Source organism: Rhodopseudomonas palustris BisB18 (assembly GCF_000013745.1).
Lineage (GTDB): Bacteria > Pseudomonadota > Alphaproteobacteria > Rhizobiales > Xanthobacteraceae > Rhodopseudomonas_A > Rhodopseudomonas_A palustris_F.
The window spans coordinates 1913539-1938158 of sequence record NC_007925.1; the positions used below are offsets into that span (position 1 = coordinate 1913539).

26 protein-coding genes are annotated in these 24620 nt (G+C 64.7%); 13 read left to right on the forward strand and 13 right to left on the reverse strand.

What is annotated here, in order from left to right; all coding sequences use genetic code 11:
• Positions 1-26: 26 nt before the first annotated feature.
• The 7 genes from RPC_RS08810 to RPC_RS08840 form a co-directional block, all read right to left on the reverse strand.
• Positions 27-491 carry a GFA family protein gene (locus RPC_RS08810; RefSeq protein ID WP_011472224.1) on the reverse strand — a complete coding sequence of 155 codons (465 nt, stop codon included), beginning with the start codon at positions 489-491 and terminating at the stop codon, positions 27-29.
• Between the two features lie 2 nt (positions 492-493).
• Positions 494-2359, reverse strand: a complete 1866-nt coding sequence (locus tag RPC_RS08815) for a methylmalonyl-CoA mutase family protein (RefSeq protein WP_011472225.1) — start codon at positions 2357-2359, stop codon at positions 494-496.
• 275 nt (positions 2360-2634) lie between these two features.
• Positions 2635-3123 carry a 2-amino-4-hydroxy-6-hydroxymethyldihydropteridine diphosphokinase gene (gene folK / locus RPC_RS08820; protein ID WP_011472226.1) on the reverse strand — a complete coding sequence of 163 codons (489 nt, stop codon included), beginning with the start codon at positions 3121-3123 and terminating at the stop codon, positions 2635-2637.
• Positions 3116-3496, reverse strand: coding sequence for a dihydroneopterin aldolase (folB, locus tag RPC_RS08825; RefSeq protein WP_011472227.1), 381 nt, complete (start codon positions 3494-3496; stop codon positions 3116-3118). Before folB ends, folK begins: the two co-directional genes overlap by 8 nt.
• The gene (gene folP, locus RPC_RS08830) at positions 3493-4350 is read right to left on the reverse strand and encodes a dihydropteroate synthase (RefSeq protein ID WP_011472228.1); all 858 of its coding nucleotides are present in this window, start codon (positions 4348-4350) and stop codon (positions 3493-3495) included. The genes folB and folP overlap by 4 nt, the downstream gene beginning before the upstream one ends.
• A gap of 300 nt (positions 4351-4650) precedes the next feature.
• On the reverse strand, positions 4651-5058 hold the full coding sequence (locus tag RPC_RS08835) for a DUF4332 domain-containing protein (protein ID WP_011472229.1): 408 nt from the start codon (positions 5056-5058) through the stop codon (positions 4651-4653).
• A gap of 21 nt (positions 5059-5079) precedes the next feature.
• Positions 5080-5445, reverse strand: coding sequence for a hypothetical protein (locus tag RPC_RS08840; RefSeq protein WP_011472230.1), 366 nt, complete (start codon positions 5443-5445; stop codon positions 5080-5082).
• A gap of 340 nt (positions 5446-5785) precedes the next feature.
• Here RPC_RS08840 and RPC_RS08845 point away from each other — a divergent pair, with 340 nt between their 5' ends.
• The 4 genes from RPC_RS08845 (at position 5786) to RPC_RS08860 (ending at position 12291) form a co-directional block, all read left to right on the forward strand.
• Positions 5786-7354 carry a helicase HerA-like domain-containing protein gene (locus RPC_RS08845; protein ID WP_011472231.1) on the forward strand — a complete coding sequence of 523 codons (1569 nt, stop codon included), beginning with the start codon at positions 5786-5788 and terminating at the stop codon, positions 7352-7354.
• A 20-nt stretch (positions 7355-7374) separates the two neighbouring features.
• A complete protein-coding gene (locus tag RPC_RS08850) occupies positions 7375-8781 on the forward strand; it encodes a M20/M25/M40 family metallo-hydrolase (RefSeq protein ID WP_011472232.1) in 1407 nt (468 codons plus the stop codon).
• Between the two features lie 290 nt (positions 8782-9071).
• Entirely contained in the window at positions 9072-10742 is a 1671-nt protein-coding gene (locus RPC_RS08855) for an anti-phage dCTP deaminase (RefSeq protein WP_080507324.1), read from the forward strand.
• A gap of 214 nt (positions 10743-10956) precedes the next feature.
• Positions 10957-12291, forward strand: a complete 1335-nt coding sequence (locus RPC_RS08860) for an IS5-like element ISRpa8 family transposase (protein WP_041801588.1) — start codon at positions 10957-10959, stop codon at positions 12289-12291.
• Between the two features lie 138 nt (positions 12292-12429).
• Here the strand turns inward: RPC_RS08860 and RPC_RS08865 are convergent, their stop codons facing one another.
• Complete coding sequence (locus RPC_RS08865) at positions 12430-14079, reverse strand: glycosyltransferase family 39 protein (RefSeq protein WP_011472235.1); 1650 nt, start codon at positions 14077-14079, stop codon at positions 12430-12432.
• A gap of 315 nt (positions 14080-14394) precedes the next feature.
• On the opposite strand from RPC_RS08865, the gene RPC_RS08870 reads away from it, so the two are divergent.
• From RPC_RS08870 to RPC_RS08885, 4 genes are all read left to right on the forward strand, one after another.
• Positions 14395-15399: a hypothetical protein gene (locus tag RPC_RS08870; RefSeq protein ID WP_011472236.1), complete on the forward strand. Its 1005-nt coding sequence runs from the start codon at positions 14395-14397 to the stop codon at positions 15397-15399.
• Positions 15400-15642: 243 nt separating this feature from the next.
• Positions 15643-16059, forward strand: coding sequence for a MucR family transcriptional regulator (locus RPC_RS08875; protein ID WP_011472237.1), 417 nt, complete (start codon positions 15643-15645; stop codon positions 16057-16059).
• A 144-nt stretch (positions 16060-16203) separates the two neighbouring features.
• Complete coding sequence (locus RPC_RS08880; protein WP_011472238.1) at positions 16204-16599, forward strand: helix-turn-helix domain-containing protein; 396 nt, start codon at positions 16204-16206, stop codon at positions 16597-16599.
• Positions 16596-17237, forward strand: a complete 642-nt coding sequence (locus RPC_RS08885) for a DUF6456 domain-containing protein (protein WP_011472239.1) — start codon at positions 16596-16598, stop codon at positions 17235-17237. Before RPC_RS08880 ends, RPC_RS08885 begins: the two co-directional genes overlap by 4 nt.
• On the opposite strand, the gene RPC_RS08890 is transcribed toward RPC_RS08885, so the two are convergent.
• From RPC_RS08890 to RPC_RS26080, 3 genes are all read right to left on the reverse strand, one after another.
• Complete coding sequence (locus RPC_RS08890; protein ID WP_041802616.1) at positions 17238-17666, reverse strand: SufE family protein; 429 nt, start codon at positions 17664-17666, stop codon at positions 17238-17240.
• A gap of 229 nt (positions 17667-17895) precedes the next feature.
• Positions 17896-18306 (reverse strand): DUF5330 domain-containing protein, encoded by a 411-nt coding sequence (locus tag RPC_RS08895; RefSeq protein ID WP_011472241.1) that lies wholly within the window; start codon positions 18304-18306, stop codon positions 17896-17898.
• 95 nt (positions 18307-18401) lie between these two features.
• A complete protein-coding gene (locus RPC_RS26080; protein ID WP_157043162.1) occupies positions 18402-18566 on the reverse strand; it encodes a hypothetical protein in 165 nt (54 codons plus the stop codon).
• A 149-nt stretch (positions 18567-18715) separates the two neighbouring features.
• Between RPC_RS26080 and RPC_RS08900 the strand changes: the two genes are divergently transcribed.
• The 3 genes from RPC_RS08900 to RPC_RS08910 are packed head-to-tail and all read left to right on the forward strand — an operon-like array spanning position 18716 to position 21642.
• Complete coding sequence (locus RPC_RS08900) at positions 18716-20554, forward strand: sensor histidine kinase (RefSeq protein ID WP_011472242.1); 1839 nt, start codon at positions 18716-18718, stop codon at positions 20552-20554.
• On the forward strand, positions 20547-21260 hold the full coding sequence (locus RPC_RS08905; protein ID WP_011472243.1) for a peptidoglycan-binding domain-containing protein: 714 nt from the start codon (positions 20547-20549) through the stop codon (positions 21258-21260). Before RPC_RS08900 ends, RPC_RS08905 begins: the two co-directional genes overlap by 8 nt.
• A gap of 37 nt (positions 21261-21297) precedes the next feature.
• Positions 21298-21642, forward strand: a complete 345-nt coding sequence (locus RPC_RS08910) for a DUF1491 family protein (RefSeq protein WP_011472244.1) — start codon at positions 21298-21300, stop codon at positions 21640-21642.
• Positions 21643-21912: 270 nt separating this feature from the next.
• Here the strand turns inward: RPC_RS08910 and RPC_RS08915 are convergent, their stop codons facing one another.
• Together RPC_RS08915 and RPC_RS08920 are read right to left on the reverse strand one after the other, a co-directional pair.
• A complete protein-coding gene (locus tag RPC_RS08915; RefSeq protein ID WP_041801590.1) occupies positions 21913-22878 on the reverse strand; it encodes a DUF2336 domain-containing protein in 966 nt (321 codons plus the stop codon).
• Positions 22879-23076: 198 nt separating this feature from the next.
• On the reverse strand, positions 23077-23340 hold the full coding sequence (locus tag RPC_RS08920; protein WP_011472246.1) for a PepSY domain-containing protein: 264 nt from the start codon (positions 23338-23340) through the stop codon (positions 23077-23079).
• A 227-nt stretch (positions 23341-23567) separates the two neighbouring features.
• Between RPC_RS08920 and RPC_RS08925 the strand changes: the two genes are divergently transcribed.
• Both RPC_RS08925 and RPC_RS08930 read left to right on the forward strand, forming a co-directional pair.
• Positions 23568-23771, forward strand: a complete 204-nt coding sequence (locus RPC_RS08925; protein ID WP_041801591.1) for a hypothetical protein — start codon at positions 23568-23570, stop codon at positions 23769-23771.
• 35 nt (positions 23772-23806) lie between these two features.
• A complete protein-coding gene (locus tag RPC_RS08930) occupies positions 23807-24568 on the forward strand; it encodes a hypothetical protein (protein ID WP_085978882.1) in 762 nt (253 codons plus the stop codon).
• The last annotated feature ends 52 nt before the right edge of the window (positions 24569-24620 follow it).

The window sequence follows — 24620 nt, forward strand, 5'->3', positions numbered from 1 at the left end:
ACTGGTGGGGCGGCGCGTCAGTGGTCCTAATCGTGGTCGGGGTGCTGGTGGCTCACGACGCTCGCGAGCCGCTCCGCCCCGTAGTTCTGCAGCGTGGTCTTGCTCGGCAGATCGGCGATGCTGCCAACCCAGCCGAGCCGGGATTCGGTGCCGAATTGCAGCGTCGGCGCCAGCAATTCGGGCCGGTCGAAGGTGCCGGTCATGATCTCGATCGAAGACCCCGCGAGCCGCCGGTAGCTCAGCGGCGTGCCGCAGGCGGCGCAGAAACTGCGCTCAGCGATCGAGGAGGAGCGGAACGCGGCCGGTTGGCCGCGGGTCCAGGCGAAATCCTCGCGCGCGATCTCGGCGAATGCGGCGAACGGCGCGCCGCTGGCCTTCTGGCACATCCGGCAATGGCAGATGCTGACGAGCTGCGGCGGTGCCCGCAGCGCGAAGCGGATCGCGCCGCATTGGCAGCCGCCGGTCAGCACGGGCGCGGTCGCCGATGTCATGGTCACTCCAGCCTCCGATAAGCATCGATCAGCATCGCCAGCGCGTCGGCGCCGGCGAAAATGAAATCGGTCACCCCGGCCTCGCGATAGCCGGCCTCCTGCTCGCCGGGGCGTCCTGCCAGATAGATATGCTTGGCGCCGGCGGCGTGCAGGGCTTTGGCGGCGTCGATTGCAGCGGTCGCATAGACCTTGTCGGAGGAGCATAGGCAGACCAGCGGAGCGCCCGAGGCGGTGTAGGCGCCGGCGAGCGCGGCGGGATCGGCGAAACCTTCGGTGTCGATCGCTTCGATGCCGCCGGTCTCGAAGAAGCTCTTGGCGAAGCCCGCGCGCGCGGTGAAGTCCGCGGGCGTGCCGAGGCTGGCCAAAAACACTTTCGGCCGGGCACCCTTGCGGGCCAACAGATGATCGGACTTGTCGCGCAACGCCTCGAACGGCGTCGCCAACCGGATCGGGGCGAGCGGATTGAACTTGATCTTGTCCTTGCCGTAGGGCTGGGCTTCGACCGGCTTGACCTTCAGCACCGCGGCGCGGGCCTCGTGCAGATTGGGGAATTCGCTGGCGCCGGTCAGCACGTCGCGACGCTTGGCGATCGCCGCCTGCCGCGCGGCGCGGGTCGCCGCGACCTTGGGCTGCAGCAGGTTTTCGCCGAGCGCGAAGAACGCGCCGCCGGTCTTCTCGATCTCCTGGAACAGCGTCCAGGCGGCGTCGCAGAGCTGCTTGGTCAGCGCCTCGATGCCGCCGGAGCCGGCGGCCGGATCCGACACCTTGTCGAGATTGGATTCCTCAAGCAGCACCAGCTGGGTATTGCGCGCGGCGCGGCGTGCGAAGGCGTCCGGCAATCCGAGCGCCGCGGTGTGCGGCAGCACGGCGATCGAATTGGCGCCGCCGAGGCCGGCCGCGAAGGTCGCAACCGTATTGCGCAGCATGTTCACGTAAGGATCGCGCTGCGTCAGCATCCGCCACGCGGTTTCGCCGGCGATGAACAGCGGCTTTGGCTGAAGGCCGCAGCTTTCCTCGACGCGCGCCCACAACAGCCGCAGCGCGCGGAATTTCGCCAGCGTCAGGAACTGATCGGCGTCGGCGCTGAGTCGTGCGTAAATCATCGACCGCGCGGCGTCGAGCGGCACGTTGGCATCTTCCAGCGCGCGCAGATAGCTGACCGCGACCGCCAGCACATAGGCCAGCTCCTGCACCTCGGAGCCGCCGGCGTCGTGGATCACCCGGCCGTCGGCGACCGCGAACGGTCCCTTGAAGCCGGCGTCGGTGAGCTTCTTGATGGCGTCGGTGAAGGCCGGCGCGATCTCCCACCAATTATAGGCGCTGCAACCCCACACCGCGCAGGCGCCGATCGGATCCAGCCCGAAGCGGATCTCGCATGTCGCCGGATCGGTGCCGGCCGCCTTGATGTGCTCGGCGAGATAGATCGCCGCCATCCGCGCCTGCGGTCCGACCTGCAATTCGACGGCGATGCCAGCGTCGAGATAGACGCCTTCGAGCAGCGTGGCGATGCTGTCTTGCGTCGCCGGTAAGCCGAAGCCCCGCGCGCCATTGGCGCCTTCGAACACCAGGGTTAGGCCGGTGGCGCCATTGGCGAGATCGTCCAGCGCCTGCTTGTTGGCCTTGGCGGCGTCCGGATGATCGATCCGCTGCATGATCTGCCACGGCGCCGCTGCGGCGCGGCCGGCGATCGGCGTGGCGTCCTGCGCGCGCGGATAGAGCGGATCGATTTTCAGCCCGTCATAGGTCTTGCCGACCAGCTTCTCGAACGGCGCGCCCTTGAGAACGCCGTCGACCAGCTTGCGCCAGTCGTCATAGGTCGCCGGGGCGAAATCGGCCGCCAGCCGCAGGTCGTCGGTTGTGGTGGGCATCGTAAAAGCTAACTCCGGGCGCGTCATGGTTGTTGCGGGCGGAAAATGCCACGGGGCGGGCGCCAAGCCAAACGGTTGTTTCGGGCCAAAAGGCTAGGGTGCGGCGCAATTCCACATGGTTGCGCAAGCGTCTGTCGTGTCCCGGGCGCGGCGCGGCGTGAAGCGCTGCTCCGCAGAACCGGGACCATTCCAAGCGCTGCGATCCGAACGGCCCCGGCTCTGCAGCGCACCACGCCGCAAGAGCGGCGCGCTGCACTGCGTCCGGGGCACGTGCCTCAGTGCAAGTCCGGCAGCCGCTCGATGCCGTCGGTCGAGAGCGCGGCCAGCGCTTCGCGCGGGGTGCGGCCGCCGATCGACTGGTCGGGCGCGATGTCCATCAGCGGCACCAGCACGAAGGCGCGCTCGAACATCCGCGGATGCGGCAGCCGCAAGCCGTGGTCGATGCTGACGTCGTCATAGGCCAACAGGTCGAGATCGAGGGTGCGCGGGCCCCAGCGCCGCTCATTGGCGCGATCGCGTCCGAGGCGCTGCTCGATCTTGTGCAGGCTGAACAGCAGCGCGTGCGGATCGAGGCTGGTGTCGATGGCGATGCAGGCGTTGACGAAGCGGTCCTGCTGCTCTTCGCCCCAGGGCGGGGTGGCATAGTCGGACGACCGCGCCAGCAGCGCGGCTTGCGTCATGCCGCAGATCATCGGAATGGCGCGGCGAAACGTGGCGCGGACGTCGCCGACATTGCCGCCGAGCGCGATCAGCGCCTCAGGCATCGGAGCGCGCCTCGCGGCTGCGGGTCAGGATCACGCCAACGTCGTCGAAAATCGCGGCGATCGGCGCGTGCGGCTTGTGCACGGTGACCCGCACCGTGGTGATGCGCGGGAAGGCGGCGAGGATGGCGTCGGCGACCGCGCCGGCGGCGCGCTCCAACAGCCGGTAGTTGGTGGTCTTGAACGCCGCGGTCGCGCTCGCCACCACGTTGGAATACGACACGGTGTCGGACAAACGGTCGGTGCGCGAGGATTCGCGCAGATCCGCGGTGAGGTCGAGGTCGATGACGAAGCGCTGCCCGACCTCGGTCTCGTGCTCCATCACGCCGTGGCGGGCGTGGATCACCAGACCCCTGATAAAGATGGTGTCGTTCATCGTCGGTCCTCGATTGCCTGCGCCACGCGGAGCGCCTGCACGGTCTCGGCGACGTCATGGGCGCGAATGATTTTGGCGCCGCGTTGCGCGCTCAGCAGATGCGCGGCGATCGATCCGCCGAGCCGCTGGCGCGGCTCCGACGGCGACACCGTGCTGATGAAGCGCTTGCGCGAGGCACCGACCAGCAGCGGCAGGCCGAATACGCTGAGTTCGTCGAGCCGCGCCAAGGTCGCCAGGCTCTGTTCCGGCGTCTTGCCGAAGCCGATGCCGGGATCGAGCACGATGTGGCTTTGCGGAATCCCGGCCTTGGCGGCGATCTCCAGCGAGCGGGCAAAGAATTCGGCGATGTCTTTGAGAATATCGAGCGCCGGATCGACCGCGTCGCGATTGTGCATCACGATCACCGGCGCGCCACGTTCGGCGATCACGCCGGCCATCTGCGGATCGCGCTGCAGCCCCCAGACGTCGTTGGCGATCGCCACGCCTTGCTCGAAGGCGAACGCCACCACCTCGGCCTTCATGCTGTCGATCGACACCGGGGTGCCGAGCGCCACGACGTCCGCCAGCACCGGGCGCAACCGCGCGATCTCTTCCGCGGCGGAGACCGGCTGCGAGCCATAGGGGCGGGTGGATTCCGCGCCGATGTCGATGATGTCGGCGCCGTCGGCGATCAGTTTCGCGGCCTGTGCCAGCGCCTCGTCGGGCGCGAGAAAGCGGCCGCCATCGGAGAACGAATCCGGGGTGACGTTGAGCACGCCCATCACGGCCGCCACCGGCCGCGCGAGCAAATTCTGTAACAGCGGATGACCTGGCGGTGCGGCCGCTGCGGCGGGCCTCGTCGTCGTCGCGATCATGCGCAGGCTTTGCGCGGTCCGTGGCGCGGAGTCAAGTTGGTGCGCTGTGGGGCTGGTGGAGGGGCGGGCCGCATCAGCAAGAGCTAGAGAACGAGGAACGTGCCCCGGACGCAGTGCAGCGCGCCGCGAAGCGGCGTGGTGCGCTGCAGATCCGGGGCCATTACGGAACGCGGTGTTTGAAACGGTCCCGGCTCGCGGCGCCGCGCTAAGGCGCGGCACCGCGTCCGGGACACGGGAGTCGCAACTGGAACGTTAGAAGGGAAGCTTCGCGCGCGGTAGCGTTGTCGAGCGCAGCCGCTACTAATAAGAGATCTTCAGCGGCAGCTTGCGCGCCTGCTCGATCAATTGCCCGACGGATTTTTCCGACGGCAGCACGCGGACCAGCTTGCGCTTGGTGTTGGCCTCTTTCATGTTCTGCGCCAGCCGTGACGGGTTGCGCAGGGTGAATTCGCGCAGCGTCGAGACGCCGGAGGCGCGCAGCAGTTGCGCCTTGGCCTTGCCCATGCCGGGAATCCGCATGCAGTCGGCGATGTTGGCCCATTCCAGCAATTGCTGTTCGGGAATGCCGGTCTTGGCGGACAGCGCCTTGCGGCCTTTCACGGTGTGCGCCGCCTCGAGCAGCGCTTCCGTGGTGCGAATCCCGACCGATTTCAGTTTCGTCGCTGCGTAGGCGGTGATGCCGTCAATCTTGTTAATCGAATATGTCATGACACTCGGAGATACAAAGGTTCAAGAGAATTTATTGAGACCGGGTGTCCCTGCGATGATCTCGCCCATCTGGTCGGCGCCGATCTTATCGCGGCCAAATCTAAACAATTCACGCGCGACGTTTTGGATTTCAGTCACGCCGAGGCCGAGGCCCATCAGCTTGGCGCCGAGCGCCATGACGCCGCCGCCGAGCAACTTGCCGAACCCCTTGCTCGAGCCCATCGGCTCGATCACCGCTTCGGCGCCCGGAATGGTGTCGATCAACGCTTGAACTTTGTCGGGGGGGCCTTCGCTTCGGAGAAATCCGAGAATGATGCCGACCGTTCTGCCGGCCACATCTCGTTCGAGGCCGACCTTTGAGGTCAGCCTGTCAATCAGTTCGTCCATCGCGCCCCGCCTCACCCGGTTGTTTGCCGGATCCTTCTGTTGAAATGATCTTGGTCCGACGTGCGCTGAATTACAAGCGATCCGCGACCGCGCGAGGTGATTCTCACTGCATCGCGCGGCGAGTGTTGCAACATTGCAAGAGACGAATGCACGATTCACTCAAATTGTGCACACCTCTCGGTCCGTCTTCATACATATGCAAGATCGCCAAACCGATTCGGCTGCGTCGCGCAGAATGTCGGTCGATAACCCGCGTCGATCAGAACGGTTTCGCACCACATGCGCCTACGTTAGAATGATGGTGTTCGGCGACCAGCCATACACGCGGAGATGCGAGACCATGGCGAGCACCAAGAGTGGTATCGAAGATACCGACGAAGCGATTTTCATCGGCAAGATAACCGAGATAGCTTGGCTCAGGCTTGCGCTCGCCAATCGCCACGGTCTGGTCACCGGCGCCACCGGAACCGGAAAGACGGTGTCGCTGCAGGTGATGGCGGAAGGCTTCGCGCGCGCCGGAGTTCCGGTGTTCGCCGCCGACATCAAGGGCGACCTCTCGGGAATCTCCCAGGTCGGTGAGGCTAAAGACTTTATTTTGCAGCGCGCCAAAGCGATGGGGCTCGCGTTTCAGCCCGACCAGTTCACCACGGTGTTTTGGGACGTGTTCGGCGAGCAGGGTCATCCGGTGCGAGCCACTGTGTCTGAAATGGGCCCGTTGTTGCTGTCGCGGATGATGGACCTCAACGATGTGCAGGAAGGCGTGCTCAACATCGCGTTCCGGGTTGCCGACGAGCAGGGGCTGTTGCTGCTCGACATGAAAGACCTGCGCGCGATGCTGTCGTTCATCGCCGAGCACGCCGCCGAATTGACCACGCAATACGGCAATGTCTCCAAGCAAAGCGTCGGCACCATTCAGCGGCAATTGCTGGTGTTGGAAAATCAGGGCGCCGCGCAATTCTTCGGCGAGCCGGCGCTGGCGCTGAAGGATTTCATGCGCACCGATCGCGACGGCCGCGGCAATATCAACATCCTGGTGGCGGACCGATTGATGCAGTCGCCGCAACTCTATGCCAGCTTCCTGTTGTGGATGTTGTCGGAACTTTACGAACAATTGCCCGAGGCCGGCGATCTGGCGAAGCCGAAGCTGGTGTTCTTTTTCGACGAGGCGCATCTGTTGTTCAACGACGCGCCGAAGGGATTGATGGACAAGGTCGAGCAGGTGGTGCGGCTGATCCGATCGAAGGGCGTCGGCGTCTACTTCGTGACGCAGAATCCGATCGACGTGCCGGACAAGGTTTTGGCGCAACTCGGCAACCGCGTGCAGCACGCGTTGCGTGCGTTCACGCCGCGCGATCAGAAGGCGGTCGCCGCCGCGGCAGAGACCTTCCGCCCCAATCCGAAGCTCGACACCGCGCAAGTGATCACCGAACTCGGCAAGGGCGAGGCACTGGTGTCGTTCCTCGAAGGCAACGGCACGCCGGCGATGGTGGAGCGCATCATGGTGCGGCCGCCCTCGGCGCGGATCGGATCGATCACGCCGGACGAGCGCAAGGCCATCATCGATGCGAGCCCGGTGAAGGGCAAATACGACACCGCGGTGGATTCGGAATCCGCTTATGAAATGCTGCAGCAGCGCGTCGGCGGCAGCGCCGCCGCCACCGAAGCCGGCGGCGACGGCAGCGTGCTGGGACAACTCGGCGCCATCGTCGGCACCATTTTCGGCAGCAACGTACCGCGCGGCAAACGCTCCACCGGGCAGGTGATCGCGCGCGACGTCACCCGCACCGTAACTAACAAGGTGGTCGGCGGCGTGATGGCGGATCTCGGCAAATCGCTTGGTGGGTCGCTCGGCGGCTCGGTCGGGCGCGCCATCGTCCGCGGCGCGCTCGGCAGTCTGCTGCGGCGCTAGATTTCAACAGGAGTAAGCAAATGACCGAACCGTCGCAACTGCAGTCCGTGCTCGCGCGAGTCGACGCCGATTTCGACGCCAGCGTACAGCGCTTGTTCGCGCTGCTGCGGATCAAATCGATCTCGGCCGACGCCGCGTTCGCCGACGACTGCAAGGCCGCGGCAGCGCATCTGGCCGCCGATATCGCGACGCTCGGTTTCACCACCGAGGTGCGGCCGACCGGCGGGCATCCGGCGGTGGTGGCGCGCGGCAACGGCAATACGGGTGATCGCCCGCACGCCTTGTTCTATGGCCATTACGACGTGCAGCCGGTCGATCCGTTGAACCTGTGGCATCGGCCGCCGTTCGAGCCGGTGATCGCCGATCACGCCGACGGCCGCAAGATCATCGTGGCGCGCGGCGCGCAGGACGACAAGGGCCAGCTCTCGACCTTCATCGAAGCCTGCCGGGCGTGGAAATCCGTCGCCGGCGCTTTGCCGATCGATCTCAGCATTGTCATCGAGGGCGAGGAAGAGGTCGGCTCGAAGAATTTCGTGCCGTTCCTCGAACAGCATAAGAAAGATCTCGCCGCGGACTACGCGTTGGTGTGCGACACCGGGATGTGGGACCGCGATACGCCGGCGATCACCACCTCACTGCGCGGGCTGGTCTATGAAGAGGTGATCATCAAGGCGGCGGATCGCGACCTGCATTCCGGCATCTATGGCGGCGGCGCGCAGAACCCGATCCGGGTGCTGACGCGGATTCTCGGCGCCCTGCACGACGACAACGGCCACATCACCATTCCGGGCTTCTACGACGGCGTCAAAGACGTGCCGCCCGAGGTGCTGGCGCAGTGGAAGAAGCTCGACCTCACCGCGGAGTCGTTCCTGAAGCCGATCGGGCTGTCGATCCCGGCCGGCGAGACCGACCGGCTGCTGATCGAGCAGATCTCGTCACGGCCGACCTGCGACATCAACGGCATCGTCGGCGGTTACATCGGCGAGGGCTCGAAGACGGTGATCCCGGCGCATGCGTCGGCCAAGGTGTCGTTCCGGCTGGTCGATGGCCAGGACCCGAAAAAAATCCGCGACGCGTTCCGCGCCTACGTCACCGCGCGGCTGCCGAAGGATTGCAAGGCGGAGTTTCTCGATCACTCCAACGCGCCGGCGATCGCGCTCGACTGGGGCATGAAGCCGCTCGCCGCGGCGCAGCGCGCGCTGACCGACGAATGGGGCAAGGACGCGCTGTTGGTCGGCTCCGGCGCCTCGATTCCGATCGTTGCGGATTTCAAGCGCATCCTCGGCGTCGATACGCTGCTGGTCGGCTTCGGGCTCGACGACGACAACATCCATTCGCCGAACGAGAAGTACGACGTCAAAAGCTTCCACAAGGGCATCCGCTCATGGGTGCGGATCTTGGCGGCGCTGGCGGAGGCGCCGAAGTAAGCGAGGGGGGCAGTGAGATTTCAGTTCAGCGCGTGGGTCACAGAATTGATTAAAAACAACTCGTCCTAGAGTCCATTTACGGGTTCAATTATGGGGCGCGGTCGGTCTGTGTCCGCTGGATCGAGTGGCTGAATATCTTCAGGTGATCTATTTGGCTGCGTTAGCCAATATGGAAGGTCGTTTGCACGTTGCGCTGCGGATTCCAACTGCCTCAGCAACCACCCCGACTCAAGTCGAATACAAATTGACATTGTACAACCCTCCATGGTCTCAGCTAGAGTTCCATACAGATGATTGTAGGCGACTCTCTCACTAAAGAGACGCCCATTCACTCTCAAGTGCAACCGATTTGGTTAATAAAGTGTATCTATAATATTGGCTGGGGAAAAGGCGTGAGTGTAAAAAGGATCGCTCATCCAGAGCTGTTTTTCGGACTGGTGGCGCCAGTTGGCGTCGATCTCGATATGATCATGGAGGTTCTGAGTACTGAACTTACGCTTCAGAAATACAGCGCCTTTCCTATTCATATTACCGAAATCATGCAAGACGTTCCGTCTAACCTCGTTTTAAAGAATGAGACCTATCTAGATAGAATAAATTCCCGCATCGAATACGCTGATGAGATTTGCAGTCGAATTGAACGAGAAGATGCTCTGGCCGCGATCGCAATCACCGCAATTCAATCGGTCAGAGAAAGATTGAATCGGGAACTTGCAGAGAGAGCCGCCGAGAAACTGCCCTCTGATGCTAGGCTTCTCCAAGAACGTTTGCAGCTACCGATTCCAAAACAAGCCTATCTTATCAGGCAGTTCAAACGGCCGAAAGAGATTGGGCTGTTAAGGCAGGTATACGGAAAGCTGTTTTTCCAGATATCCGCATATAGTTCGCCAGCGGAGCGAGAATTGCTTTTGAAGAAAAAAATTAAAGCGTCCAATTTCGGAGGACTCGAAGATAGTGAGGCTGAATGTCAAGCCATCTCCCTGATGGCGAAAGACTATCAGGAGGCCGATAAGCCTTACGGGCAGCAAATTCGCGAAACTTTCCCCCTTGGAGACGTCTTCGTTGATGGGGTGAACCGAAAGAACTGCGAGGCGATGATCAAGAGATTTGTCAATCTGATTTTTGGAGATAATTCTCTGACGCCAGACCATCACGAATACGGGATGTATCTTGCGAAGTCAGCTGCCCTCAGATCAGGCGACCTGTCCCGCCAAGTTGGTGCGGCGATCTTCAGGGCAAGCGGAGAGGTTGCCACCCTTGGATGCAATGAAGTTCCAAAGTATGGGGGAGGTAGTTACTGGTCCGACGGATCAGAGGATCGTCGAGACTTTGCCTTGGGCGAAGATCCGAACGAGAGGATCAAGCGAGAGATATTGCACGACATCTTGGAGACCCTATTCGAGCGCAAGAAGCTTGCAGAACAAATAAACTCGATAGCGGCCGTGAGAGACATCATGCAAGATGATGCCCTGCGAAAATCTAAAGTAATGGACCTTCTCGAATTCGGAAGGGTGATACACGCTGAGATGTCTGCGATAACTGATGCTGCGCGCCTCGGCATCAAAATAAAATCTGGAACGCTATTCTGCACGACTTTTCCTTGTCATATTTGCGCGAAGCACATTGTGGCGTCTGGCATAGACACCGTTGTATTCCTCGAGCCCTATCCGAAAAGCTATGCTCGTGAATTGCACTCAGACTCCATCGAAATTGAGGGTGATGAAGAGATAGCAAAGGTCAAATTCACGCCTTTTCTTGGGATTTCGCCTCTTAGGTATCGTGACTTTTTCGAGAAGGGGCGCCGAAAGGACAAGGAAACTGGAAAAATTATCAGATGGACGGCCGGCATTGGCGTGCCCATTATCGAGATTTACTATGCTGTCTACATCAACTTGGAAACGTTAGTTTCAAATGAATTGAAGCAAGACAAACGGCTTCGGGAGAGGCCCGCACTATCTTGAAATCAACTTTGGGTTCTTTGCCTCCACCTGTAGGCTCTAAAGTCGTCCGTGAACAATTCGGAAGCGCCTGATTTTTCGGGCTAATCGAGTTCGTGCAAGTCTTCGATTTTGCAGGAAAGCGGTGGGTTGACTGCGGTTTTCCTGCGTTTTGGGATTCTCATTTTGGGCGGTTTGTGGTTCCTTTGGGCGGCGTTTTGCTGGCATGGAGGGGGCGATGAGCAAGCCGCGCGACGATCGTCAGGCCGAGATGTTCCGGCCGGCGCTGGAAGAGATCATCGATCTCGGGCATCCGTTGGTGCGGCTGGCGGCAGAGATCGACTGGGATTTCCTGGCCACGCGGTTTGGCGCGGTGTATCGGCCGGGGCCGGGCCAGCCGCCATTGCCGACCCGGCTGATCGCCGGCCTGTTGATCCTCAAGCACATGCACAATTTGAGCGACGAGGTGCTGTGCGCGCGTTGGGTGGAGAACCCGTATTTCCAGTTCTTCTGCGGCGAGGTGGTGTTCCGCCACGACCTGCCGTTCGACCGCTCCTCGCTGAGCCGCTGGCGCAAGCGGCTGGGCGAAGAGCAACTCGCGGCGCTGTTGCAGGAGAGCCTTTCGGTGGCGCATCGCGCCGGCGCGCTGCAGACCAAGGATCTGCAGCGGGTGGTGGTCGACACCACCGTGCAGGAGAAGGCGATCGCGCATCCGACCGACGCCCGGCTCACCCACCGGGCGATCCAGAATCTGGTCGATCTGGCCAAGCGCGAGGGCGTGGCGCTGCGGCAAAGCTATCTGCGGCTCGCCAAGCGCGCCGCGATCATGGTCGGGCGCTACACCCACGCGCATCAGTTCAAGCGCGCCCATCGCGCACTGAAATTCCTGCGCACCAGGCTCGGGCGGATCATCCGCGACATCCGCCGCAAGATCGAGGGCAACGCCGCGCTTGAAAATCGCTTCGCGCCGCTGCTCGATCTCGCGGTTCGGGTGATGCAGCAGGATCATCGCCAGCGCGGCCAGAAGGTCTATGCGCTGCACGCTCCGGAGGTCGAATGCATCGGCAAGGGCAAGGCGCGAAAGCCATACGAGTTCGGCTGCAAGGTCTCGGTGATCACCCCGGTCACCGCGCCGAAGGGCGGCCAGTTCGTGCTGCACGCCAAGGCGCTGCACGGCAATCCGTTCGACGGCCACACCCTCGACCCGGTCATCGCCGATCTGCAAACCCAGACCGGCGTCGTGGTTGAACGCATCCATGTCGACAAGGGCTATCGCGGCCACAACTATCCGAACCGCTTCAAGGTCTGGATCTCCGGCCAAGTCCGCCGCGTCACCAAAATCATTCGCCGCGAGATGAAACGCCGCGCCGCGGTCGAGCCGGTGATCGGTCATCTCAAGGCCGACCACCGCATGGGCCGCAATTATCTCAAGGGACGCGATGGCGACCGCATCAACCCGGTCCTCGCCGCCGCCGGCTTCAACTTCCACCTGCTGCTGCGATGGTTCGAGCGGCTTTTGCGCGCCCTATTCGCCGCGCTCTACCGCGTCATCGGATCGATGCAATACGCCTAAATCGGCGCGTGTCCGGGATCTTCACGGACGACCAAAAACGCCGCCCGGGATTGGGCGGCGTTTGGATCGATGTGCAGAGGGATGTGACCTGAAGCTACAGCAAAATCGCCGGCGTTTCAATTCCGGCCGCTGACGTCGCTATGGCGCCGGGATCGACAACAGGCTGGAGATGCTCTGTCTGCGGATGTCGTAGACCCGCGCGAACACCACGTCGTCGCGCTTGATCTCGGCGATGATCGGCGCGGTCAGGCCTTTGCAGTAGAATTCGCCGAGCGTCATGGCGAAGTCGGCGGCGTGGCTGTCCCAGCCGATGGTGAAGTCCGGCCCCAGCGCAACCTGCGCCGGGCGCTGCGGGCCGCACACCGCGACCTTCCACTTGCGCCCGCGCGGCGGCACTTCCTCGCGCTCGGCGATTTCGTCGCGCAGCGCGTCCGAGGCCTGCTTTAGCGCTAGACCCCAATAGTCCAGCATGAACAGCGATTCGGCGCTGCGCACGGTGCCGGCGACGTGGTTGAAGTGGGTGTATTGATAGGGATGCAGCCGGATCATTTCGGCCAACGGCAGCATCAGCCCGAACGCGAAGATCGCCACCGCCGCGGCCTGCGAGCCGAGGTGGCGGGCGCCGATCCAATCCATCAACCGCGCTAAAGCGACGCCGGCCAGCACCGTCATCGGCGGGATCACGAAGATGAAATGCCGGATGCCGTTGTACAGCGCCGGGCGTTTCACCATGGCGATGACGAGCGGCAGCGTCGCCGCCACCGTCAGCATCAGCAGGATGGTCTTGCGCCGCGGCGTCACGGTGTCGCGCGACAGCGCCACGATGGTCATCACCACGCCGCCGGCGGCCAGCCCAAGCAGCACTTCCGGCAGTTGCAGCGCGAACAGCGTCGGCAGGTAGGACCACGGCATGTCCGGCACCGACACCAGCGCGCCGTCGAACATCTCTTTCCAGGGCTTTTCGAAGAAATGCGAGAAATAGGTCAGGGCGCGCAGCGGATTGGCCGGCTCCATGATCGACCACGGCCAGATCAGCCCCATCACCAAGTAGCCGAAGATCAGGCCGGGGATCAGCGCGTAGCTCATCTGGGCAAACCGGCGCGCGGCTTCGCGCAGGCCGTTGCTGCGGACTTCCTCAATCAGCAGCGGCACGAAGCCGATCAGCGCATAGACCAGCGCCAGACCGCCGAGGATCCGCGAGCCGATCGACAGCCCGGCGCCGAGCCCGACGATCAGCACGGTGTGCGGCGAGGGCCGGGGATATTCTTCGGCGAGGCGAACCAGGCCGAGCATCAGGATCACCATCGCCACGGCGAACGGCGCATCCTTCGGATTCATGAACATGTGGCCGTAGAAGGTCGGGCACAGCGCCAGCAGCAACAGCGCCGCGAGCCCGGCGAACGGACCGCCGACCCGGCGCGCCAGCCGCCAGGTCACCGCCAAGCCGATGACGCCGACCACCGCGCCGAGCAGCCGCCTGGTTTCGAACAATTCCAGCGGAATGATCTTGTGCAGCAGCGCCGCTGCGATATCAAAGCCGCCGCCATACATGTATAAATTGGCAAACGATAGCGCGGCGGTATCGCGGAAGCCGGAGCCGTACATTCGCAACAGTAGATCGGCGTATTCGGCGTGGGTGTAATCGTCCCAGCCCAGCCCGTAGTCGCGAAATGTCAGCCCTGCGATCAGGCTGACCACGGCCAACGCCGCGATCGAAAGGTCGTCGCAAGTTCGTTCCGCCGAGCGCCGCACGGGCGTATCGAAGGAAGAAGTCGTTATGGCTGACATGACCGTTGATTAACCCAGCGTCGCAGTGACCCAACATTCTGGTGCGTCGGGCCCATTCCCGGGGCGTCTATAGCCCATTTCCGTCACCAAGTAATTTGCAATTACGGCGCAATTTATCCTTCGCATGGTGCCATGCAAAAGCGTGAGACGCCGGTGAACTTGGGGTTTTTCATAGCCGACATCTGATGAACGCCAGCTGAAGACAACAAGTTGTTCGAAAGCCACAGCAGCAATTGCAGGTTGGCGACCCGCGCCATATGACGTTATCTTGGCAATGGCGGTCGCTCGGGGAGCGTCGGCGGCGTGGAGTTGAGAATGATTTTGCTGTTGACGGCCGGAATTGGCCTGCTCCTCGTCGGCCTCGCGGCGATCGCGTTCGGTATCCCAGTCAAGGAATTCAGCTTCGGCAACACGATGATCCTGTGCGGCACCATCGTGGCGTCCACCGGCGCGCTCATGCTCGGAATGCGTGCGGCGGTAAATGCGCTGCGCGCAGCCGTATCGGGCGCCCCCGCCGCCACCGCCGCTGCGCCGCATTCCAACAACGCGGCTCACGCGGCGCGACGGCTGCCGCCGCTGGAGGCTCCGGCGCCGGACCATACGCCGGGCGACGGCGAGACTTTCCTGTTCAGCCGCGACCGGCCGGCGCATGAGCGCCCGGACAGCTCCGGCGCGACGGAGGCGAGTTCCGCGCGCGGCAGCGAGCGTTCGGCGGCGGAGAAATTCGCGGCTCCCGCCGAGTCCTCGCCGCCGCCGCCGTGGCGGGACGAGATCGCAGGGGATCGCGGCCGGACGCGCAGCCCGCCGCCGACCCGATCCGCTGACCCCGAACCCGAGCCCGAGCCCGAGCCCGAGGCTGAAACCGAACCGGCGCCGCCGAGCGATTCGACGCAAAAGCAGCGCCGCAACCTGCTGTTCGCCTCCAGCCGCCGCGAGCGCGAACGCGCGGCGCGCGCCGAACAGGCGGCCGAGGCGGGAGGCTCCGCGCTGCCGGAGCTGCCGCTGTTGGCGAACGAGCCGCGCCGCGCCACGTTCGAAGAAGCCTGGCCGGAAACCGAGCGCGCCCGCCCCGAGCCGCTCCGCGCCCGGCTGTTCCCGGGCGCCGAGGCGCACGATCCGACCGCGGCCAGCGAGCCGGCCGCGCCCGTGTCCGATGAGCCGGATGAGGCGCCGCAGGTCACCGTGCTGAAGTCCGGCGTGGTTGATGGGATGGGCTATTCGTTATATTCAGACGGATCGATCGAAGCCGAGATGCCGGAGGGCAAGATGCGCTTCGCCTCGATCGACGAGCTGCGGTCGCATCTCGACCAACGCAGTTGACCGGCGGTTTATTGCGCAACACTTGCAAATCGAAATAAAGCCACCGCATGGCAGCGTTGTTCTTGTTTTGCGCAAAGCAATCGCCAATAATCGACGAGTAAAGGACGCGATCTGCAAGCGCCGGTCGTGGTATCTTGGTCCGTTCCGGGCATGCCTCGGGGCGCCGGGCCTTTGCGACTTCTCGCCACCGTTTCCACAGATCAGGCGTCGGCAAAGTTTCAGGCGTCAGCAAAGTTTCAGGTCATGACCGACAGCACGGGTAAGAGCTTCATCGATCTCACGGCAACCATCGTGTCCGCCTATGTGAGCAACAACCCGACACCGGCGGCGGATTTGCCGGGTTTGATCGGCCAGATTCACGCCGCCCTGGTCCGGGTTTCGGCCGGCCGCGTCGAGCCGCCGCCGGAGCCGGCGAAACCTGCGGTGTCGCTGAAGAAATCGATGACCGCGGATTATCTGGTCTGTCTGGAGGACGGCAAGCGCTTCAAATCGCTGAAGCGGCATCTGCGCACCCAATACAACATGACGCCGGAGCAATACCGCGACAAATGGGGCCTGGCGCCGGATTATCCGATGGTGGCGCCGAACTATGCCGTGGCGCGCTCGCAGCTCGCCAAGAAGATGGGGCTCGGCCAGCAGCGCCGCCGCCGCGGCAAATAGGCAAGGCGGCCGGGGCGGGGACCGCCCTTGGTCGCTGCCGCGCCGCGGGCGGCAAGCCGCCGCCGAATAATTTCGAGGATTGCTATCCCCGGGGATTGCCAGGCCGACTAGGATGTAGGAAAATATTCCTAGAAAGGTCCGACCATGCTCGACACGCCCTGCGCGATTGCACCATCGTCCGCGCCGCCCGGCCAGCCGCCATCGCCCGATCAGATCGTGCGCCGGGTGGTGGCCTGCGTCGCCGCCGATTTCGGGCTGAGCGTCAGCCTGCTGACCGGCGCGCCGCGCGGTTCGCCGCGCATCGCACTGGCCCGCCAGATCGCGATGTATCTCAGCCATATCGGCTTCGGACTGAGCTTCGAGGCGATCGGCCGGCTGTTCGGCCGCGATCGCACCACCGTGGCGCATGCCTGCCGGGTGGTTGAGGACAGCCGCGACGACGTCTGGATGGATGGCCGGCTGGCCACGCTGGAACGGATCTGCGGCACCGCAACGCCCGAACCGGCCGCAAGCCGCCGCGCCGCGGGGGCGCGACGATGACGGACCGCAACCGCAAGCCCGCGCGCCACGCCGCCGAGGCCGCGCGGTCCGCTGCGACAGCGGAGGCCGGCGAGGCGATCGACGGCTTTCGCGCCCGGCATCTGGAACTGGCGCGCCGCGAGGTGATGACCGCAGCGGGGTTGTCCAAGGTGACGGTGAACGACGGCGAGAGCCCGCTGGCCTGGCTCGCCCGCCGCAAGGGCCGCGACGGCCGCGCCATGATCACGCCGACGCAATTCATCGCCGGCGAAAAGCTGCGCGCCGATTTCACCCGCGGGCAATTGACGCCGCGGGTGACATCGAACTGGGATGCGCCGAGCGGACGGCAGCGTGCCGCGGGCGGCGGCGGCGGCGAGATGACCGATGTGGTGATCGCGTCGCGGCAGCGGCTGCGCGCGGCGCTGCAGGCTTGCGGGCCGGAATTCGCCGGGCTGCTGATGGACGTGTGCTGTTTTCTGCGCGGCCTCGAAGAGGTCGAGAGCCAACGTGGCTGGCCGTCGCGCTCAGCCAAGGTGGTGCTGCAACTGGCGCTGGATCGGCTGGCGCGGCACTACGGCCTCGACGACCAGGCCACCGGCGCCGCCGCGGCGCGGCTGCGCAGTTGGATGGCCGACGACGCCGGTTTCAGCGCCGGCTGATCAGGTGGAGGCGGCGAGGGTGTCGCGGGCGTCGTGGCGGATCCGCTCGACCATCGAACGCAATCCGTTGGAGCGTTGCGGCGTCAGATGTTCGCGGAAGCCGAGTTCGTCGAACACCGCGAGCGGCTCGGCGGCGAGGATATCCTGCGGCGAGCGACCCGACACCAGCGTCAGCAGAATCGCGATCAGGCCGCGCACGATATGCGCGTCGCTGTCGCCGAGGTAGCTGAGCTTCGGTTCGCCATTGGCGTCGCGCTCGAGCTTGCGCGACAGCCAGACTTGGCTGGCGCAGCCGGAGACTTTGTTGGCGGCGTTGTGTTCGGATTCCGGCATCGGCTGCAGCATGCGGCCGAGTTCGATGACGTAGCGATAGCGGTCGTCCCATTCATCGAGCAGTGCGAAATTCTCTCGGATCTCGTCGATCGTCATCGCGTCGTGTCCATTCAGCTGCGGCCGCTCGCCGTTCCGCAGCTGAGCCACAGCGCGCGCGAGCATGGAACCCGACAGATATATGGGATCGCGCGGCCTCGAAAGCGATATCGACGGCGAGCGGCGAAATTGCGCCTTGGCGGGAACCGGGCGGCCATGCGGCTGCGCGATCGGGAGGCCAGTGGCTCGCGCCGCGGGCAGCTTGCGGCGCGGCTGGGCGGCGGATGCTCTAATTGGCGGCAGTGGTTTCGGGCGGCGACAACCGCCATTCCGTCACCAGATCGTCCGGCGCCAGCGTGTCCTGGTGCGTTTCGTCGGCGCTCGCCACGGCGTTGATCGAGCCGGTGTGGTCGTTGCCGCGCTTGTCGTCGTTGCCGCGCTTCTCGATGATGATCTGGTAGATCTTGCGCGCGCCTTCGGTGGCGCGCTGGCCAATCACGGTGGCGGCCTGGCCGCCGATCTCGCAGGCGGCAGGCTGCCGCTTGCAGAACTGGCTCATGTCGGACACCGCGGCGCTCGCGGCGGTCACCGCCTCGGAGGCGCCGAGCTGCGGCAGCTTGTCAGACTCAGGTGTCTTCTCTCTTGGCAGCAGCACGAGCACCAGCCCGAGCCAGAACGCCATACGAAGCAGGAAAAACATCACGCGACCCCGTCGACCAATCACCCCGTTGCGATTGTCCTCGCAATCGACGCGAAGTTAGCAGGCGTCGCTGAATGGCTGGTGAGTCGGATGCTTCAAATTGTCGGCAAATCCAGCAGTTCCGCATTCGATTCAAAATTGGCGTAAATTTTCCATTGCTGCTGCGTCGTCGCAGCTACGCGGCATGCACCAATTCGAAACCATGTTGGCGCCGCGGTGGAAACCTGTCGTTCACCATCCGCGCCGAATGGACCGCTCATCGCGCATCAAACTGAGCACAACCGGCGTTGCCTCGCGAGCGCAGGGTGTGCCTTAGCGTTCGCTTAATTTAGGTCTGACACTTTGGCGCAAACGATAAGGGGGCGTTCCGGCGCGTCAGTCGTGACGAGCAAGCCGAGGCGCAAGCAACGTGACCGTGTCGACCATCATCCGCGATTGCCTGGATACGCTGTTGCACCCGTCGGCGCGCTACGACGCGCTGATCAGCGCCCGGCATCGCGCATTCATCGCGCCGCGGCTGTTCGGCAGCCTCGCGGCGCTGGCGGCGTTTCCGGTCTATCTGGCGATCCACGGCGCCCCGGCCGGCCTTGAGGTCGCGGCGTTCGCCTGGCTGATCGCGCCGATCCTGTTGTCCTATTTCCTGTCGCGCACCGGGCGCTACGAGAGCGCCAACATTCTCTCGGCGCTGGCGATGGCTGGACTGATCATGGCGGTCGCGATCAACACCGGCGGCATCGAATCCTTCGCGGCGATCTGGCTGGTGGTGATTCCGCTCGAAGCGGCGCTGTCGGCGTCGCGCCGCGTGGTGGCGTTCGCCTCTGCGCTGGCGCTCGGCTGCGCGGCGGCGCTGATCGCACTCAATCATTTCGAGGCGCTGCCGGTGTCGCAGGCCTCCGCCAGCCATGGCACGATGATGGCGATCGGCATCGCCTCGGCGCTGCTCTATGCCTGCGGCCTGGCTTACGGCACGGAATCGCTGGCGCGCACCAGCGTCGCATTGCTGTACGACGAAGAGGATCGCTATCGGCTGTTGGCCCGCAACATGAGCGACGTGATCTCGCGCCACGCCCGCAACGGCGCGGTGCTGTTCGTCTCGCCCGCCGCCGAGCCGCTGCTCGGCGTGCCGGTGTCGCGGCTGCTCGGCCACGGCCTGTTCGATCGCGTGCACGTCGCCGATCGCCCGGCGTTTCTCACCGCGTTGTCCGACGCCGGGCGTGGCGGCGAAGCACGCAGCGTCGAGTTCCGGATTCGTCGCGATGTCCCGCGCGGCGACCGCGGCCGCTGCAACACCGCGGATTTCATCTGGCTGGAAATGCGCTGCCGGCCGCTGGAGCCGTCCGCCAAGAACGCCACGTCGGAAGCCGAGGTCGTCGCGGTGATGCGCGACGTCACCGACCGCAAGGAGCAGGAGCAGGCGCTCGAACTGGCGCGCGCCGCGGCCGAACGCGCCGATGCGTCGCGCAGCCATTTCCTCGCCACCATGAGCCACGAGCTGCGCACGCCGCTCAACGCCATCATCGGCTTCTCCGAGATGATCGTGCAGGAAGACGTGCTGATGATCAGCGCGGCGCGCCGCAAGGAATACGCGCAGCTGATCAACGATTCCGGGCAACATCTGCTGTCGGTGGTCAACGGCATCCTCGACATGTCGAAGATGGAGTCCGGCAAGTTCGAGATTTTGCCGGAGCCGTTCGCGCCGAGGCCGGCGCTGCTGAATTGCTGCAACCTGTTGGCGCTGAAGGCGCGCGAGAACGAAGTCGATCTGGTCACCCGCGCGCCGGAGAACCTGCCGCAGCTCACCGGCGATCCGCGCGCGTTCAAGCAGATCGTGCTCAATCTGGTTTCCAACGCCATCAAGTTCACCGAGCGCGGCGGCACCGTCACGGTGTCGGCGGCGGTCGAGGGCGCCAGGCTCGCGCTGCGCGTCAGCGACACCGGGGTCGGCATCGGCGCCGACGATCTGAAGCGAATCGGCGAGGCGTTTTTCCAGGCCAGCAAGAGCTATCATCGGCGTCACGAGGGCACCGGCCTCGGGCTGTCGATCGTCAAGAGCCTGGTGGCGCTGCACGGCGGCGAGATGAGCGTCGAGAGCAAGCTCGACGAAGGAACCACGGTGACGGTGATGCTGCCCTTGGCATTCACGCGGCCGCAGGACAAGACCAACATCGCGGTGCTCAGTCCGGCACCGCAGATGGCTGCTCAGAACGAGAGCCAGCCGCAGGATCGACAGGTGAAGAAGAGTGCCTAGGAAAGCCGACAGAAACGACAATCAAATTCCTCGTCGCGGCCGCGCGGTCGCAATCGACGCCGAACAGGAACGCGGCTTGACGATGCGGCTGTTGCTGCACAGCCCGAAGGATTTGGTCGCGGCGATGTTCGCGTCGGCGGCGGTGATCGCCATCATCACCAACGCGCTGTTCATGCAGGCAGGCCGGCATCCGTCGCCGATGTTCGGCAGCAGCATGACGGCGCCGAGCCTGCCGCCCTCGGTCGCAAATCTGCTGCCGCGTCCGCGCCCGGCTGACGCCGCCGGCCGCTTGGCTGAACCGCGCCCCAACGAGTTGAAGGCCGCCGAACGAGCGGAGGCGAAATCCGCCGACGGCCGTGCGGTGGATCTGTTCGCCAGCCCGACCAAGACCACAGCGCCGGTATCGACCGCGACGCCCGCCGCGGCCGCCGCTTCGGCGGTGCCGCGCCCCCCGGCGCCGGTGCCGGCAGCAACCCGTAGCGATCCGCTCGGCGATCTGATCACCTCGTCGCGCCGCATCGCGCAGGTGCAGCGCGCGCTGACCGAATATGGCTACGGCCAATTGAAGCCGACCGGCACCGTCGGCTCCGACACCCAGGCGGCGATCCAGAAATTCGAGCGCGACCGCAAGATCCCGGTCACCGGGCAGATCTCGGATCGTCTGGTGCGCGAATTGTCGGCGATGACCGGCCGGCCGATCGAGTAGCATTGCCGCGCCGGCGCAACACCCGTAACGTCGTTCCATGAGATTGAAGAGCAGCATTTGGGTGGCGGCGTATTTGCGCCGCTGCCAGACCGAAGGCGTGTTCGGCGCGGTGCGTCGGCGCGGCGCGGAGGAGGCCGGCGCGGTGTTCGTCAAGCTGGCGCTGCTGAACGGCAACGCCATGCTGTTCACCCCGGCGCCGCAAACCGCCTATGACGACAGCCGGCCGATCGAGCGGGTGTTTGCCGCCGCGACGCCGGCGCCGGTGGCCGAGCAGGCGGTCGAAGACCGGCTGACCCGCGAGATCAAGTTCGATCCCGACGTCTGGATCGTCGAGATCGAGGACAAGGCCGGACGGCACTTCCTCGATCTGGCGAAGGGCTAGCGATCTGCCAAAGGCAGAGCTGTTGCGCCCTGCCGAAGCAACGCCGGATATTCAAATCGGGTCGCTGCGCATTTTCCTAACGCGCCGTCATTCCGGGGCGCGAGCAGCGAAGCTGCGAGCGCCCCCGGAATCTCGCGACCGGGTTGCAGGTCTCTTGAACGCGCGGCAGATTCCGGGTTCGCTCGTTCTGACGAACTCGCGCCCCGGAATGACGACGTTACCCTTGGGGCGACGTCGGATCAGGTCAAAGTGAACCACTTCACCGTGCGCTTACTTCGACGAGCTACGCGCCGCCGCCACGCCGGGCTGCTGCAGCGGCCGCGGCTGCGGCTGCGCGGCGCGGGCGCGTTGGCGTTCGTCCTCGTACAGCGCCGGGCGATACTTCGCGCGGGTGACCGCGACCGCGGTGCCGCGCCATGCCGCCAGCATGATCAACGCCGCGCGTTCGCTGAGGTTGTCGTACAGCCGCGACAGCCGGTACACCCGGTTGACCGAAGCGCCCAGCGTCGGATCGAGGAACATCAGCACGCGCTCGAACACCTCGCCGGGCATCGCCAGCGCTTTGGCGGCGCAGGCCATCGGCTCGCCGCCCGGATCGTTGACCACCTGGGTCGCAACGCGAAACGGCAGGATCAGCGCGTCGCCGAGTTCGCGGGTGAAACTATCGGTATCGGCGGCGTAGGCCGCGTTTTCCAGGGTCTGGATCGCCCGCGCGGCGCGCACGCTGTAGATCCGCGCCGCCGGCCGCAACGGCGTATCGGCGAGATTGTGCAGTATCCGCGCGCGCTCGTTGGCGTTGGCGGCGAAGAACATGTCGTTGATCTGCGCGGCGTCGTTCGGCTGCATCGTCAGCTGCGCCGTCAGCCGCTGCTCGGCGGCGCTCGGCGGCCGCGGCTCCGGCACCAGCGGCGGCGAGACGGTCTGCGCGATGGCGCGGGCCAGCGGCAGCTCGTCCCGATCGACCGGCAGCAGCCCCAGCCGCTGGGCGATCGGCCTCGGCGTGTGCGGATAGATCGACAGCCGGGCGCGCACCGCAGCGCGCGTCGTATCGTCGACCTGATCGATCAGCCGCGAGGTCAGCTCGACGAACTGACGTTCCTCATCCGCGCTATGCACGCTGGTCTGCACGTACAGATCGGTCAGCACCCGCAACAGCGTCGGACGAATGTCGACGCCTTCGCGGCGCGACAACGTCATCAGTCCGTCGAAACCGGGAAACATCGGAGGTGCGGTCATGTCAACGCTACGCGTGATGGGATGAATTTGATTCAACCTATCCCGGTTGCTTTAACAGCGCGTTAAGGGCAACGCTTCGTTAACCCCTAACCCGTCTCCAGCAACGCGTGCGGCGCGATGCCGACGCGCTCCAGCGCCGATCGCCGCACCAGGGGGCCGGCAATCGGCGCTGCGATGAGCGATGAGCTAAGTGCCGGCTCAGTCGTCCAGCTTCTCGTTGGTGATGGCGCCGGTCTTCGGATCGGCGTGGAAGTCCATCTTCTTGCCGTTCTTGACGCCTTCGCCTTCCCAGCGGCCGTCGTCGGCCTTCAAGTCGGTGATTTGCGTATAGCCGGACTGCATCAGCTTCTGCTTGACCTGTTCGGCCGGCATCCAGTCCGCGCCGGGCTGCTCGGCCCGCGCCGCCGTGGCCGATCCGGCTGCGATCAGTCCTGCTAGCGTCGCCGCGACGATCCAGTTCATGTCGGTCTCCCTGTTGTTATTCGGGACATGATGTCCATGGCTGACAGCCACGGGTGAAAACCGGGCCCGGACGGCAACGTTCCGGAGAACGGGGCCGGGCGGGCGCGGCGAATCCACGCAACCGAGGCGTGCGACGACCGGTTGGTGTTAAGACGCCATTAACCATGCCTGTTCTTAATGACCGTGCGCCGGCCAAATCACCAGGAAAGGGCGCGGAAAGAACTGACATGGGCACGATCATTGCATTTCCAGCGGAAGCGACATCGCGACGGCTGGGTTCAACCATGGCCGTGGCTCCGCGCGACACAGAAGCGACGGTGCTGATCCTTCCGGTGGTCCGGATCGAGCGTCACAGCGAGACCACGGACGGCGGCGGGCCGGAACAGGGAGCGGCGCCGGGACGGCGCCGGCGGCGCCGCGCACGTTCGTGATTCGAGCGGATGCGATGTTCAGGCCGCGATCCGCGATGGCTGTGAGTTCCAAAGGCGTGGCGTTACGGTTGCTGACGGGAGCGTTGTTGACGGCGACGTTGTGCGGCTGCAGCGGCGGCGATTTCGGCCGCACCCGCGAAGACATGCGCAGCGACGATATGCATCGTTGGCTTGGCACCGAAGTCACCGGCAGCGTCGGGCTGCGCGCCTCCGAATTCCAATTGACCGACAACGAACGGTCGCTGCGCGACTTCGCCTATCCGTTGATCGAGCCGCCGCATTCGCGCCCGGCCTGGAAGAGCGTGTTCGGCGACTACAGTGCGATCGCCTCGCCGTGGCGGCAGACCCCGGTGTTCGACCGCACCGCCTATGGCCGGATGCTGATCGACGAGCCGCATCGTTCGCACACCTCGCGCTACGCCCAACTGATGGACGACGTGCGCAACGATCTGTTGCGGCTCGACCCGTTCCAATCCAGCGGCGCCAAGGTCGTCGAGCTCGACAAGAAGCGCAACGCCAGCCTGAAATTCATCTCCGACCTGTCGGCGCGCGAGCGCGCCGACGCGGTGGCGCGGATGGAAGAGAACGCGCTGATCGTGCAGTGGGTGCAGCAATCCCTGCATCGCCGGGTGGCGTCGTATCGCTGGGCGCTGGAGCGGCTGGTGCTGCAGGCCCCCGATGGTCTCGCCGCCGACGCCGATCGGCTGATCAACGAACTCGAGGCCAATGCCAACGCGCCGTCGGCGTGGGGGCCGCAGCAGCGCGGCGTCGGCGTGGCGCTCAGCGTGCGCGGCTGAACTCCAGATTGAGCGTGACCCGGTCCGGAAATCGCGAGCCGCTTTCGGGATC

What these genes read in the sequence shown, in the direction of transcription:
- RPC_RS08880 (WP_011472238.1), top strand. Translation starts at nt 16,204, where the DNA reads ATGCTCGACACGCCCTGCGCGATTGCACCATCGTCCGCGCCGCCCGGC.
- RPC_RS08850 (WP_011472232.1), top strand. Translation starts at nt 7,375, where the DNA reads ATGACCGAACCGTCGCAACTGCAGTCCGTGCTCGCGCGAGTCGACGCC.
- RPC_RS08835 (WP_011472229.1), bottom strand. Translation starts at nt 5,058, where the DNA reads ATGACATATTCGATTAACAAGATTGACGGCATCACCGCCTACGCAGCG.
- folB (WP_011472227.1), bottom strand. Translation starts at nt 3,496, where the DNA reads ATGAACGACACCATCTTTATCAGGGGTCTGGTGATCCACGCCCGCCAC.
- RPC_RS08860 (WP_041801588.1), top strand. Translation starts at nt 10,957, where the DNA reads ATGAGCAAGCCGCGCGACGATCGTCAGGCCGAGATGTTCCGGCCGGCG.
- RPC_RS08810 (WP_011472224.1), bottom strand. Translation starts at nt 491, where the DNA reads ATGACATCGGCGACCGCGCCCGTGCTGACCGGCGGCTGCCAATGCGGC.
- RPC_RS08895 (WP_011472241.1), bottom strand. Translation starts at nt 18,306, where the DNA reads ATGTTTTTCCTGCTTCGTATGGCGTTCTGGCTCGGGCTGGTGCTCGTG.
- RPC_RS08930 (WP_085978882.1), top strand. Translation starts at nt 23,807, where the DNA reads ATGGCTGTGAGTTCCAAAGGCGTGGCGTTACGGTTGCTGACGGGAGCG.
- RPC_RS08855 (WP_080507324.1), top strand. Translation starts at nt 9,072, where the DNA reads ATGATTGTAGGCGACTCTCTCACTAAAGAGACGCCCATTCACTCTCAA.
- RPC_RS08915 (WP_041801590.1), bottom strand. Translation starts at nt 22,878, where the DNA reads ATGACCGCACCTCCGATGTTTCCCGGTTTCGACGGACTGATGACGTTG.
- RPC_RS08890 (WP_041802616.1), bottom strand. Translation starts at nt 17,666, where the DNA reads ATGACGATCGACGAGATCCGAGAGAATTTCGCACTGCTCGATGAATGG.
- RPC_RS26080 (WP_157043162.1), bottom strand. Translation starts at nt 18,566, where the DNA reads ATGAGCGGTCCATTCGGCGCGGATGGTGAACGACAGGTTTCCACCGCG.
- RPC_RS08815 (WP_011472225.1), bottom strand. Translation starts at nt 2,359, where the DNA reads ATGCCCACCACAACCGACGACCTGCGGCTGGCGGCCGATTTCGCCCCG.
- RPC_RS08920 (WP_011472246.1), bottom strand. Translation starts at nt 23,340, where the DNA reads ATGAACTGGATCGTCGCGGCGACGCTAGCAGGACTGATCGCAGCCGGA.
- RPC_RS08925 (WP_041801591.1), top strand. Translation starts at nt 23,568, where the DNA reads ATGGGCACGATCATTGCATTTCCAGCGGAAGCGACATCGCGACGGCTG.
- RPC_RS08845 (WP_011472231.1), top strand. Translation starts at nt 5,786, where the DNA reads ATGGCGAGCACCAAGAGTGGTATCGAAGATACCGACGAAGCGATTTTC.
- RPC_RS08885 (WP_011472239.1), top strand. Translation starts at nt 16,596, where the DNA reads ATGACGGACCGCAACCGCAAGCCCGCGCGCCACGCCGCCGAGGCCGCG.
- RPC_RS08875 (WP_011472237.1), top strand. Translation starts at nt 15,643, where the DNA reads ATGACCGACAGCACGGGTAAGAGCTTCATCGATCTCACGGCAACCATC.
- folK (WP_011472226.1), bottom strand. Translation starts at nt 3,123, where the DNA reads ATGCCTGAGGCGCTGATCGCGCTCGGCGGCAATGTCGGCGACGTCCGC.
- RPC_RS08870 (WP_011472236.1), top strand. Translation starts at nt 14,395, where the DNA reads ATGATTTTGCTGTTGACGGCCGGAATTGGCCTGCTCCTCGTCGGCCTC.
- folP (WP_011472228.1), bottom strand. Translation starts at nt 4,350, where the DNA reads ATGATCGCGACGACGACGAGGCCCGCCGCAGCGGCCGCACCGCCAGGT.
- RPC_RS08865 (WP_011472235.1), bottom strand. Translation starts at nt 14,079, where the DNA reads ATGTCAGCCATAACGACTTCTTCCTTCGATACGCCCGTGCGGCGCTCG.
- RPC_RS08840 (WP_011472230.1), bottom strand. Translation starts at nt 5,445, where the DNA reads ATGGACGAACTGATTGACAGGCTGACCTCAAAGGTCGGCCTCGAACGA.
- RPC_RS08910 (WP_011472244.1), top strand. Translation starts at nt 21,298, where the DNA reads ATGAGATTGAAGAGCAGCATTTGGGTGGCGGCGTATTTGCGCCGCTGC.